General features: G+C 44.5%; 10 protein-coding genes. All 10 read right to left on the bottom strand.

Going from position 1 to position 13,350, the window contains the following annotated elements:
* Positions 1–151 precede the first annotated feature (151 nt).
* Positions 152–1,864, bottom strand: coding sequence for a phosphoenolpyruvate--protein phosphotransferase (gene ptsP / locus ACWNM1_RS20560; protein WP_149645821.1), 1,713 nt, complete (start codon positions 1,862–1,864; stop codon positions 152–154).
* Positions 1,857–2,132: an HPr family phosphocarrier protein gene (locus ACWNM1_RS20555; RefSeq protein WP_449602443.1), complete on the bottom strand. Its 276-nt coding sequence runs from the start codon at positions 2,130–2,132 to the stop codon at positions 1,857–1,859. Before ACWNM1_RS20555 ends, ptsP begins: the two co-directional genes overlap by 8 nt.
* A gap of 100 nt (positions 2,133–2,232) precedes the next feature.
* Positions 2,233–4,296 (bottom strand): glucose-specific PTS transporter subunit IIBC, encoded by a 2,064-nt coding sequence (ptsG, locus tag ACWNM1_RS20550; protein ID WP_449602444.1) that lies wholly within the window; start codon positions 4,294–4,296, stop codon positions 2,233–2,235.
* Positions 4,297–4,574: 278 nt separating this feature from the next.
* Positions 4,575–5,450 (bottom strand): glucose PTS transporter transcription antiterminator GlcT, encoded by an 876-nt coding sequence (gene glcT, locus ACWNM1_RS20545; RefSeq protein ID WP_339246209.1) that lies wholly within the window; start codon positions 5,448–5,450, stop codon positions 4,575–4,577.
* Between the two features lie 128 nt (positions 5,451–5,578).
* Complete coding sequence (locus tag ACWNM1_RS20540; RefSeq protein ID WP_449602442.1) at positions 5,579–7,192, bottom strand: hypothetical protein; 1,614 nt, start codon at positions 7,190–7,192, stop codon at positions 5,579–5,581.
* On the bottom strand, positions 7,185–7,892 hold the full coding sequence (locus ACWNM1_RS20535; RefSeq protein ID WP_449602441.1) for an ABC transporter ATP-binding protein: 708 nt from the start codon (positions 7,890–7,892) through the stop codon (positions 7,185–7,187). Before ACWNM1_RS20535 ends, ACWNM1_RS20540 begins: the two co-directional genes overlap by 8 nt.
* Positions 7,893–8,003: 111 nt before the next feature.
* Complete coding sequence (locus tag ACWNM1_RS20530) at positions 8,004–9,578, bottom strand: flotillin family protein (RefSeq protein WP_449602440.1); 1,575 nt, start codon at positions 9,576–9,578, stop codon at positions 8,004–8,006.
* Complete coding sequence (locus ACWNM1_RS20525) at positions 9,578–10,114, bottom strand: hypothetical protein (protein WP_042186148.1); 537 nt, start codon at positions 10,112–10,114, stop codon at positions 9,578–9,580. Before ACWNM1_RS20525 ends, ACWNM1_RS20530 begins: the two co-directional genes overlap by 1 nt.
* Positions 10,115–10,406: 292 nt before the next feature.
* Positions 10,407–11,570 (bottom strand): iron-containing alcohol dehydrogenase, encoded by a 1,164-nt coding sequence (locus ACWNM1_RS20520; protein WP_449602439.1) that lies wholly within the window; start codon positions 11,568–11,570, stop codon positions 10,407–10,409.
* 153 nt (positions 11,571–11,723) lie between these two features.
* Positions 11,724–13,304: a UDP-glucose--hexose-1-phosphate uridylyltransferase gene (locus ACWNM1_RS20515; protein WP_449602438.1), complete on the bottom strand. Its 1,581-nt coding sequence runs from the start codon at positions 13,302–13,304 to the stop codon at positions 11,724–11,726.
* Positions 13,305–13,350: the final 46 nt, after the last annotated feature.

Genomic DNA, 13,350 nt, shown 5'->3' with positions numbered 1-13,350 from the left:
TTGAGTATAACGCTCACGTATGAACTTAAGCCAACGTAAGAAATAAAATTATCGATATAAACACAAAAAAACCGACCTCCAAACATCGGAAGTCGGTAATAGTAGTTGGAACGTTATAAAACGTTTAACGGAGTAATCCATATGGAAATAGTTAGTTAGTGATGCTTTGAACAAGTGCAGCTACTTCTTCAGCAGTGCCAAGTTGCAGTGCTTTTGCAGCCAGTTCCTTCATGTCGGCAGCCGACAATTTAGAAATTTGACTACGTGCTGGCAGAATTGACGTTGCACTCATACTGAATTCATCAAGGCCAAGACCTAGTAAGAGTGGAATCGCTGTTGCGTCCCCAGCCATCTCACCGCACATTCCTGTCCATTTACCTTCTGCATGCGCTGCATCAATTACATTCTTGACCAGACGCAGGATGGCCGGATTGTATGGCTGATACAGGTAAGACACCCGTTCATTCATACGGTCAGCAGCCATTGTATATTGAATAAGGTCATTCGTACCAATACTGAAGAAATCAACTTCCTTTGCAAACTGGTCAGCCAGTACAGCAGTCGAAGGAATCTCAACCATAATGCCGAGCTGAATGTTGTCAGATACTTCCTTGCCTTCTTCACGAAGCTTCGCTTTCTCTTCAAGCAGAAGATCACGGGCTGCACGGAATTCACCAAGTGTTGCGATCATAGGGAACATAATGCGAAGATCCCCATGAACACTTGCTCTCAGTAAAGCACGCAGTTGCGTACGGAAAATATCCTGACGATCCAGACAAAGACGAATCGCACGGAATCCTAAGAAAGGATTCATTTCCTTTGGAAGATCCAGATACGGAAGTTCTTTGTCGCCGCCGATATCAAGTGTACGTACGACTACCGGTTTGCCTTTCATATTCTCAAGCACAGTACGATAGGCGTTATATTGAATTTCCTCAGAAGGCAGCTTATCGCGGCCCATGTATAGAAACTCAGTACGATACAAGCCTACACCTTCGCCACCATTCTCAATTACACCATTGACATCGTTTGGTGTACCGATATTAGCCGCCAGCTCCACGTGTTTACCGTCTGCAGAAATCGTTGGTTTATCACGAAGTTTCTTCCACTCTGCAATTTGCAAGTCGTAAGCTTCCTGCTTGCGAACGTACTCCGCCACTTCTGCTTCACTAGGATTAATAAGAACGTCACCGTTCAGACCATCGACAATCACTAGATCCCCAGAATTCACTTCTGTCATGACATTCTTAGTTCCAACTACCGCTGGAATTTCCAAAGAACGTGCCATAATCGCGGAGTGGGACGTACGTCCACCAATGTTTGTTGTGAAGCCTTTAACATACTTGCGATTTAGCTGCGCTGTGTCTGAAGGTGTTAAATCCTCAGCGATAACAATAACCTCTTCATTGATTTCTGCAGGACTAACATAATGAATACCCAGCAAATGGTTTAGCAGGCGTTTGGTCACATCACGCATGTCAGCTGCACGTTCTTGTAAGTAAGCACTCTTCATGTTTTCGAACATTTCAATGAATTGTGTAGCTACTTCGTTTAGTGCATAGTCCGCGTTAACCGATTCCTGACGAATTTTATCAATTACGGGATTAATCAGCTCAGGGTCCTCAAGAATCAGCAGATGGGATGCAAAAATCTCTGCTTTCTTCTCTCCTAGTTCTGCTAAAGTACGCTCTTTAATAGTCTGCAGTTCAGCACTTGATTTAGCAAGTGCGTCATTCAACTTGGCGACTTCTGCTTCAGGATCACTGATACTAGTCTTTGTAATTGTATAATCCGGATGTTTCAGGATAAAAGCACGGGCTACTGCAATCCCTGCTGAAGCCGCGATTCCTGAAATTTTATTCATGGATTTCCCCTAGCCCTTCTTTAATCATTACATCAGAAAGTGCTCTCAGAGCTTCAGCTTCTTCGCTACCTTCAGTAATCAGAGACAAAGTGTCTCCAGCTTCTAGGCCCAATGACAATACGCCAAGGATAGATTTCAATGTAACCTTTTTGCCTTTTGCTTCTGCATAAGCTTCTGTACCTTTGAATTTCGTAGCTGTATTTACCAAGGCAGTTGCCGGACGTGCGTGAATTCCATCTTCATCGATAATTCTGAATGTTGTTTGCATAATATTATCCAACTCGCTTTCTTTTAATAGAATATTTTTAAATTTATAGTGAAGGCTTCGCTCCCTTTAATGTTTAAAGGAAGCGTCCACCCTTGCACTTTTACTGAATGGTAATAATATCCTTATCGCCAATAGATACCTTACCTGGCTTCTTCAAAGTTACGGAAGAGCCTTCTGGCAAATTGGAGAAAATAACAGGAGACATTACTGATGGTGCATGTGCTTTTACATATTCTAAATCCACTTCCATGATCGGCTGTCCAGCAGCTACAAGGTCGCCCTCTTCAACTAGAACTGTAAAGCCTTGACCTTTAAGCTTAACTGTATTAACCCCTATATGAACGAGCACTTCCTTACCTCCATCGGACATAATGCCGATCGCATGCTTGCTCGGGAACACATTAAACACTTTACCGTAGACCGGTGAAGCAATCTTTCCATCCTCGGATAGGAAAGCAAAACCATCACCCGTCATTTTTTGGGAGAATACTGCATCAGGAACCTCAGTGATATCCACTAGTTCACCATTTACCGGAGAGACGATATCTTCTTTGATAATCGCTTCACCAGCTTCACCTGCCTGCTGTTCTTCTTCAGGCTGTGGCGTAGCCACTACCGGCGTCGGTGCAGGTGTCTTCCCGTTAATTACATCTTGAATCTGAGATTTTATGGTGTCGGAACGTGTGCCAAAGATCGCTTGAACGTTATTACCCACCTCAAGTACACCTGATGCACCTAACTTCTTCAAACGAGTCTTATCCACACCTGATTTATCTTTAACCTCCACACGAAGGCGGGTAATACAAGCATCCAGATGAGCGATGTTCTCTTTACCACCCAACGCAGACAAGATGTTTCGTGGTAAATCATCACCCGTTCTAGAAACAGCTGCTGTGTTAGTATCTTCAACTTCACCCGTATCCTCTTCACGACCCGGAGTCATCAGATTGAACTTCCGAATAACAAAGCGGAATCCGAAGTAGTAAATTACGGCAAGGGCAAGACCTACTGGAATTACGAGCCACCAAGCCGTACGGTTCGGGATAATACCAAAGAGCACGTAATCAATAAAACCTCCAGAGAAGGTCATACCAATCTTGACATTAAGAATATGCATGGTCATAAAGGACAAACCTGCAAAAACAGCGTGTACTGCGAACAGCAATGGAGCTACGAACAAGAATGAGAATTCAAGCGGCTCTGTAATCCCTGTCAGGAATGAAGTCAATGCTGCGGAAAGCATCAAACCTCCGACAAGTTTTTTATTATGAGGTTTAGCTTCATGATAAATGGCTAAAGCAGCTGCTGGAAGACCGAACATCATGAAAGGATACTTACCTGTTGTAAATGTTCCTGCTGTGAATTCTACGCCATCACGAAGCTGCTGCATGAAGATCCGTTGGTCACCACGAACCAATTCCCCAGCTTTATCTACGTAGGTACCAAATTCATACCAGAACGGAGAATAGAAGATGTGATGCAGACCAAAAGGAATGAGCGAGCGTTCGATTGTTCCGAAGATAAACGCTGCGAGCGTTTTATTCGTATCAATCATACTTTGTGATACATAGTTCAGACCGTGTTGAATTGGCGGCCAAACTAAGGTCAATGCCAGACCAAGAATCAAAGACGTTACCGCAGTCATGATCGGAACGAAACGTTTACCTGCGAAGAAACCCAGGTAGGATGGAAGTTCGATTTTGAAGAATCGTTTGTACATGGACGATGCCAATATACCGACGAGTATACCTCCAAATACCCCCGTTTGCAGTGTTGGAATTCCTAAGACGCTAGCATAGGAAAAGTCGCCTTGGCTCAGGACATAATCATTGACGCCAATTACAGTACCCATCGTAACATTCATTACGAGGAAACCAATAATAGCGGCTAGACCAGCAACACCCTCACCACCGGATAAACCGATGGCAACACCCACGGCAAATAGTAAGGATAGATTATCAAATACAATTTGCCCTGAGTTCATCAATACGTTCGCAATTGCCTGAACTACATCGTTCTCAAGTGCCGGAACGTATTGTAGAAAATCGGGGTTTACCAGCATGTTTCCTATTCCAAGGAGCAGACCGGCTGCTGGCAGTATGGCTACTGGGAGCATCAGCGCTTTACCGACTCTTTGTAAAACGCCGAAAAGCTTTTTGAACATCATGGTCACTTCCTTTCATTATTCACATTTTCAGTAAAACAGATGCCAAAAAAGGCATGAGCAACACAGTATAGAGGTTGTTATCTAACGCTAAGGTTAGATTACCCCAAGATGGGGACTAGCAACCAAAATACTGTAAATCACTCATGCCTGATCGAATCAGTTACACGCTTGGTATTCTGTTTAATTAGGACACCGATATTGTAGCACCGTTTTTTTGTAGTGACAAGCTTTTTTTAAAATATAAGAAATTATAAGTTTCACTTTATACATTATCCTTATATTTCTCGCTTCGTCTCCATATCCACTTCATCCTCTTTCTTCTGGGCAAGACGTTGCAAATGAACTGTCAAATAACTGACCTCTGCTGGATACACAGGAATTCGCACTCGGTTCTCAATCACCTTAGTTAATTGCCAAGCCAAGGTATACATTTCGGGATACTCTCGTTTCATAAGACCATCCAGCGTAGAAGTCTCCCGCACTGATTCTCCACGGCGCAGTCTTTCTAGAACAAATCGTAGATGAGTCACCAATCGCGAATAATCAAGTGAATCACGTGGAATTCGATATTCGAGATTATTCTCTACGATTCCGATCAAATCACCAATCAAAAGAGAATGCTGTCTGACCTCGGAAATTTGTCTATTACTCAGCGCGCTAACGATGTGAAGTGCAACAAAACCCACCTCATCTACAGGCAATTCCACGCCCATGCCTTCATTAATCCGCTCAATCGCATACTCTGCCATTTTATACTCTTCAGGATAAATTTCCTTAGTCTCATACAAAAACGGATTGTGAATTGGGATATCTTGTTCATAACGCCGTATAGCAAATGAGATATGATCAGTGAGTGCAATATGAACATGCTCATTAAGTGGTTGACTACTGCTATGCATAATATATAACAAAATTTCATGTACAATCTCAATCAACTTCTCATCCACTTGGGGAAGAAGCTGTTTATATTGTTCCTGTTCTTCCTGGCTGCGGAGAATAAACATTTTCTCCACAGAAGATAGATTAATCCGATCATGCAATTTTCGATTAAACCCTATCCCTTTGCCAATCACTACAACCTCGGAATATTGGGGATGGTCCGCAATGATAACGTTGTTATTTAACACCTTCGCTACAGTTATGCTACTCATTTTTGCCACCTCTTTTATCTCTAAACACCTGACTTCCAAGCAGCAAACGCAACATGAAACGGTACGATTAAAAACCTCTCGTTACCATCATATCATCAACATTCCGATATTAGAAGAACACTCGCGTTCTATTTTACCCGGAAGGTTCGGCTGGAGAACTTGTATACCAACGTCACGGCAATAACCATATAAACAATCGTTCCCGCAAGAACAACCAGCGTAAATAGCGACGATGCTTTTGGAAATCCGATACAAGCCACGCTTAGTCCCATTACAATGCTGTTGACGATAAAAAAGAACGGATTTTTTATATTTAGCTCCGTACTGTACGGTTGAAAAATATAATACATGAACAAATGGTGCACTGAGAAGAACAAGGAAAGACAAAGAATCGTTACCCAAAAGATCACTGCATCCATCAAACCCCAATCTGCACCAGAAAGAAGAAACAGCAGAGTACATGCTAAACATATGGCGACAGCAGGGATAAGATTAAGGCCACTCAATTTAATAAGACGAATCTTAAAATTGTCCAGAATCGCAGCTTGTTCACGATAGAATCCATAGCGCAATAAGCTTAGATCACAATTGTAAAACATCGCTTTGCATACTCGCTCACCTATCGAAGTATAGTTCATTATAAATACAAAAAAGGGAAGTCCACCGAGCAGATATGCTGTAAATTCGGACGAAGTCTCCGGCGAAATAAGCATCATTAGGACAGCCACTATAAAGAGCACACCAATGATCGTTAAACGCCTCTGGATGGGTTGAATCAACAAGCGTTTATGCCTGGAGAAAAAAATAGCATTCAGGTAGGCGTAACCTGTCTTTCCTTGAAATGCTTTCCCCTTAAGTTCTTCCGACGAAAAGTCCTTCTCCTTGGTCTGAACATCTGCCACCCTCGCTTCTTTCATCATCCGGTTCATGTCCAAAAGTGGATCATCTATCTTGGTAACGACATCTACAGCACTGCGATAGTTAGGATATTTCCCAATATACACAGCTGCAATTCCTCCAAGTACAACAATCACAAGACTCACGGGGACACTAAATCCTGTCACATCATTTACAAAAGCATACCCTAGATAAAGGGGTACATAGGCAAGTAGGCCACCTAGTCCAATCACCGACCATACCCAGCTCATCTTTTTAACTAACACAATTTCTTTTTTGTCAAAAAACCAAAGATTTAACGCCTCGGTGACTATTCTCCAGGCCGTTAACAGTAGTGTAAGCCATACGCCATGCCACAGCGGTGCCCCAAAAATCCCCGCAAACACGGTTAATGCCGGAATAAAATATATAAAGAACGTTAGCCCTTTAAGCAAAAGCGTAGCATGCATATACTGTTTCGCCGGAATTCTCATCAGCTTCACACATATATATTTATCCCGTTTGGGCTCTAATATAAATACATTCGAAACCGCAGCCACTATAAAGCTCAGAACTATAAAAATATGTAAGAACAATGCATACTGTTCGGCGAGCGGCAATTCTTTGTGTGTAAGGACGATTGGCAAATAGATCACAATTCCCAAATAGGCGAACTTGCCTAAAAACCCCCACCCTACCTTAAATGCAAGTACTATCCCAGCGAAGACTTGTTTTAGTGCAATGTTAGAGTAAATATCCCCTTTTAAAAGTTTGCCAAGAACAGGCAGCTTTTTGAAATAGTAAATCAGCCGATTGGCTCCGGACGAACCTCTAATCCTCTGAATGCTGCGAAGTGTGCTAATCATTGTTGCCATCCTGAAGTAAAACTATAATTTGCTCCTCAAATTCTGGACTTTGCAGAGTCTCACGCGGAATTTCTTGAAGGGTTCCATGATTTAGAATAACCAACTCGTCACATAAATCGGCGGCTAATTGCAAAATATGCGTAGAAAAAATAATGATGTGATCCTGCTTCATCTCACGCAGCAATTTCTTAATCTCAAGAGCCACAACCACGTCAAAAGAAGTTAAAGGCTCATCTAATAAAATCAAAGGCGGGCGAGTAATGATAAAGCAGAGCATTTGAATTTTATTCTTCATCCCGTGGGAATAACCCTTAATCAGTCGGTGCCGATCTTCTTCCTCAAACTTAATAATTGAAAAATAATCTTCAATGCTTTTATTCGGATCGATCTTCTCACGGTTGATGTCCATATAAAACTTTACGAACTCATAACCTGTCAGAAACTCAGGCAAAATGGGTAGGGAAAATACATATCCGATGTCCTCGTCACGAAGCGGACGGGCACTATCCTTCTCACCAATAAAGGCAGCTCCGCTATCCATTTGGATCTCACCACTCAAACAATTGAAAAGTGTAGTTTTACCTGCTCCATTCCGTCCAAGCAGCCCGTAGATCTTCCCTCTTTCAAAGGTGAAGGCTGCATCTTTAATCACCTGTTTACCATCGAAGCTTTTATGGATATGATCTAAAGTTAGTTGCACGCTCGCGCACCTCTCCTATTCTATAGCTAAGACCCAAAACATAGAGTAAGCCCGGTAGCAATCACCGAGCTTACCTTAATTTAAATTATTCTATAGTAGTTATTGCTTTAACTAGTCTTCAGGTTGCTCCGCCACAGAAGTTGAAGTTTTGCTCGCTCCCCCCGATGCTGCTGGAGGTTGTATGGAGGTCACGGGTGTGACCGGAACAGCCTTGCTTCCAGTTGACCCTGAGGATCTAGTCGTCAGCCCTTTGATCAGGGCCTCTACGTCAATTCCAGAGACGCTCTTCAGCATCTCAGGAGCCGTAGACATCAACTGAGTTACATAGTTGCTGACACGTGCCGCACCTTCACCATTACCGGTATCTACAACGGTAAGCTTGTCAATGGATGCCAGCGGCTTCGCGATTTGGCCAGCCAAATCAGGCAGCATTTTGACGATAATATCGAGCACGGCTGCTTCGCCGAATTTCTGGAAAGCTTCCGCCAGCTTTTCTTTGGCTTCTGCTTCCGCTAGACCGCGCAACCGGATAACCTCAGCATCCGCTGTACCTTTAGCCAGCTCTGCATCCGCCATCGCTTGACCTTCAAGACGCTTCTGCTCAGCTGTCGCTTTAGCTTGCGTTTCAATACTATATTGCAAGGCATCTGCCTCACGCATTCTCTTCGCCTTATCAGCTTCCGCCGCTTGCTCTACTGCGTAACGATCCGCTTCCGCTTTTTTCTTCACTTCTGCGTCGTACTGCTTCTCACGAACTTGAATTTCTTTGGCTTGCAAATCGATTTCACGTTCCTTACGTACCAGCTCAACCTTCATCTGCTCTTCAACAACGGTCTGCTTTGCACGTGCCTCTTGAATATGATAAGCCTGGTCGGCTTCCGCTTTCGCTGTATCCTGATCCCGTTTAAACGCAGCCACTTTAAGCTGGTTTTCCTTGGAGGCTTCGGCGATATTCGTATCCCGCAGCAGTTCTGCTTTTTGCCCTTGCTCTTCAGCGTTTGCCTTTTGAATTCTCGCATCCCGCACTGCTTCTGCTTCAGCGATCTCTGCATCCCGCTTCACTGCAGCTATCCGCGGTTTACCTAATGCGTCAAGATATCCATGTTTGTCTCGTACATCCTTGATAGTAAAGGAAACAATTTGCAAACCCATTTTTTTAAGATCACGTGCCGCTACTCCTTGAACCTCTTGCGCAAAACGGTCACGGTTACGATATACTTCCTCAACGGTCATCGAACCGAGAATGGCCCGCAGATGACCCTCAAGAACTTCTTGTGCTTCGCTCTTCAGCGCTTCAATCGGTTTGCCCATAAATTGCTCAGCGGCTGTCGCCACATCTTCAGTCGAGCTACCCACTTTAATAATCGCTACACCGTCAGCAATAACCGGAACCCCTTGTTCGGTGTATACTTCCGGAGTCGTCACATCGAGTTTATGAGAAAGAAGCGACATAAATTCAGCCTTCTGAAAGATAGGGAGGATAAATGCTCCGCCCCCACGTACTATCTTTATTTTACGACCAGATCCATCGTCTGAAATATGATTGTTCCCCAAGAATGACCCTGTTACGATCATCCCTTCATCTGGTCCAACAGTTTTGTAACGTGCCCAGAATGCGATACCTAGCACAAACAAAACAGCAACGACAACAGCAGGGACTAACAAATACTCAGGAATACCGAACATTAAAGATCCACTCCTCTTCTCTTTTCAAATTCTGACACCAATGCAACGCCTTCTCTAACCTCCACTACAACAACTTTAATCCCTGCCGGAAGCAGCTCATGATCAAAGCTTGCTGCCGTATGCAGGCTATTGCCGGCGCCAAACTTTACCATAATCTCACCATAACCCGTGGCGGGAACAGGAATTGTGATTTCCCCGATCTTGCCAGGCAGATCACTCATAGAGAACCCATTGGACATTTCGCTTTTTTCCATGGGCTTAACCACCCCTAGATACATAAGTACTCCCAAAAAAGCGGCGGCTAACAAAGATAAAGCAATGATCGCCCCAGCTTCCAGAGCGCTGTACCGGGTTAGAAGAATGCCCGCTCCGCCGAACACGGTTATTCCTCCTGCCAGTACGGTGGGATTCAGAAAATCTACGGATACGAAATCAAAGACTCCATGCAAAGCATCTCCGATCACATCACCCACCAGGACGCTGACTATGGCAAATATGACGCCTAGCGCCAAGCAGCCTAAATACAGCGTTTGCATATTTACTTCCTCCTGTCTTCATTCAGGACTGTCATATTACTTTAAACGAATAAAGTAGGTCATTGGTTTCACAAACTTTGGATATTCACCCATAAAAGTTCCATTCTGAGGATAAACGCACGAAAAATGCGGTCAGCAGCAGCAGAGATCAGGGACGATATTGAGGAGAAATCCACAGTAGAGCATAAACACAAAGAAGCGATTCATCCATTACGGAAGAATCGCTTTTCTTTAACGTTCTATAACATCTTCTTGACTAAAGATGAAGGGTCTCTTTCGTAGACGAATCTACTTACAGAGCCATTTTGTAAATTTCAACTACATCCTCACGGTCAAGCTTGCGGAAATTACCAAACGGTCCGAAACGAACCGCCTTATCAGCCATACTGCCGATCTCGCTGTCATCAATATCATAATCAGCGAGCGTCTTCGGTGCGCCAATGGAATCCCAGAAGCTACGTAGCGCTTCAATTCCTTCCAGTCCTATTTCCTTATCATTCTTGCCCGCAGGATCAACTCCAAACACGTTTACAGCAAGCTTGCGGAAACGGGCAGGATCAGTATCGATATTATATTTCATCCATTGTGGGAACAGAATGGCCAGGCCTCCACCGTGTGGAATGTCGTATACAGCTGATACTGCGTGCTCGATGTTGTGAGTCGCCCAATCTCCTGCAAAACCCATGCTAACCATACCGTTAAGCGCCATTGTGCCGCAGTACATGATCGTCTCACGCAGTTCGTAATTATTCAAATCTTCAATAAGCTTCGGTGCGGTTTCGATCACCGTACGTAGCAAAGTCTCACAGAAGCCGTCTTGTACCGGTGTGTTGCCATCAGTATGGAAATAGTGCTCCAGAACATGAGACATGATATCTACCATGCCGTAGACCGTCTGATCACGTGGCAGAGTGAAAGTGTTCTCTGGGTCAAGAATAGAAAATGCCGGAAATGCATGAATACTGCCCCAGCCCATTTTTTCCTTGGTCACTTCGTTAGTGATAACAGAGCCGCTATTCATTTCTGATCCTGTAGCTGCCATCGTCAGCACTGTACCGAGTGGGAGAGCATCTTGAGCAGCTGCCTTACGTTCAACAAAGTCCCACATGTCACCTTCATATTTCGCCCCAACAGCAACTGCTTTAGCGCAATCCAACACGCTGCCGCCGCCTACAGCGAGGATGAGGTCGATATTATGCTCGTGACACAGCTCTACACCTTTATGTACGGTGGAAAGGCGCGGATTCGGCTCTACGCCTGAGAGTTCAGTAACCACAGCATCTATTGCGCTCAGCTCAGCCATTACCTTATCGTACAGACCGCTACGCTTGATACTTCCGCCACCGTACATCAACAGTACATTCTTGCCGTACTTAGGAACCTCAGTCTTCAACGCTTCCAGCGTACCCTGTCCAAAGATCAACTTGGTAGGATTATAAAAATCAAAATTACGCATATGTGTAAACCTCCATTAGTTATTTCAGAATGTTGTGCCCACTCGTATTATAAACCTCTGAATAGCTGCATTCAAATGGAGTAGCTTCAAGCGTCATAAAAAAGGGGGATATCCTTAAGACCTAAGGCCTTAAGAACATCCCCTTTCCAAACTTTAGATCGCGCCGAAGCTCTTCACGAAACGTCGGAAAGCAGCTTGCCCTTCCGGAGTCCGTTTATAGACACCCGCGTGTTCAAGAATATGTGTAAACTTGATGCCGACTTCGTTCTGTACAATCTTGACGGCTTCTTCATGCTGTAATGCCGTCCCGAAACGCTCTACAAGCTCCTGAACCCAAACAGCATGCTGCGCAAGTGGATGACTTGGATCATTCTTCACCGCTTTTAATAGCGCTTGATCTCCTGCAAGGATGCTCGCAATAGAATCGAGCTCTTCCTTCAGACGACCTGGCAGAATTGCGAGTCCCATGACCTCAATCAAGCCGATATTTTCTTTCTTGATGTGGTGCATCTCCCGATGGGGATGGAAAATCCCTTCAGGATATTGCTCGTTAGTCCGGTTGTTACGCAGCACGAGATCCATCTCGAAGCTGCCATCTTCCGCCCGACGAACGATTGGAGTAACGGTATTATGAGGCTGCACTTCACCATCAACTTCGCTGAACGCCAACACTTCTGCATCAGGATCACTATACGCTTTCCAAGCTTCATAAAGTGCATTGCCACACTCCAGCAATACCGCTGGATCTTCACCATTCAAACGTAATACGGACATAGGCCATTTTACGATATTAATGCTGACATCCGGATAAGATGCATGCGTGAACGTATCTTCTTTGGGCGCTTTCTGAATAGGGAAGGTGTGACGTCCACCTTGAAAGTGGTCATGCGTCAGAATCGATCCGCCAACAATCGGCAAGTCTGCATTCGAGCCAATAAAATAGTGCGGAAAAGATTCCACGAAGCTAAGTAGCCGCTTCAAGGTATCCTTGGTAAGCTTCATTGGCACATGATCATGATGGAATACAATACAGTGCTCGTTGTAGTAAACATATGGCGAATACTGAAAGAGCCATTTCTCATTATTCAGCTGAAGTGGAATGACACGCAGGTTCTGGCGCGGCGGATGATTAACCCGACCAGCATACCCAACATTCTCGCGGCACAGCAGACATTTTGGATAGACCGGCGGCGGGAGCAGGCGGGCCATAGCAATTTCCTTCGGACTCTTCTCAGGCTTGGACAAATTGATGGTCATCTCGATGTCACCGTAAGGCGAATCTTGCAGCCAGTAGACATTCTTGGAAATCCGGTCCATCCGGATATAGTTGGAATCTATGCTTAATTTATAAAAGCGATCTGTAGCCGCAGAGATACCTTTTTCAGCAGCTAAACGATTGAACTCCGCATTTACGTCTGATGGACGGGCCATTAGGAGTCCCATAATCTTGGCATCCAGCAAGTCACGGTAAGTGTCGCTATTCTCTGAAATCAATCCGATTTCAAAACCATAATCAATCAGTGCATCCAGTGGAACCTGTGGACCTGTAAGTGGACTTTGATCGATCTCGCCAACGAACGGCTCACTAAATCCGAACTGATCTAGCAGCACATTACGGCTATAGTCTTCATCTGATGGAGCAATGAGCTGCTCACGTAGTGCGAACAGAACTAGCTGCTCAATCGCATGTAAGGCTTTCTGGCCAGCAGGCGTAACCTTATTCTCGTTGTGCATTTTCAATTCTCCTTAAGTAGGGTCACATGCTCTAGTTAAGCTATGC

The sequence above is a fragment of the Paenibacillus sp. Marseille-Q9583 genome (assembly GCF_976954365.1).
This window is presented reverse-complemented; position numbering and strand designations above follow the sequence as displayed.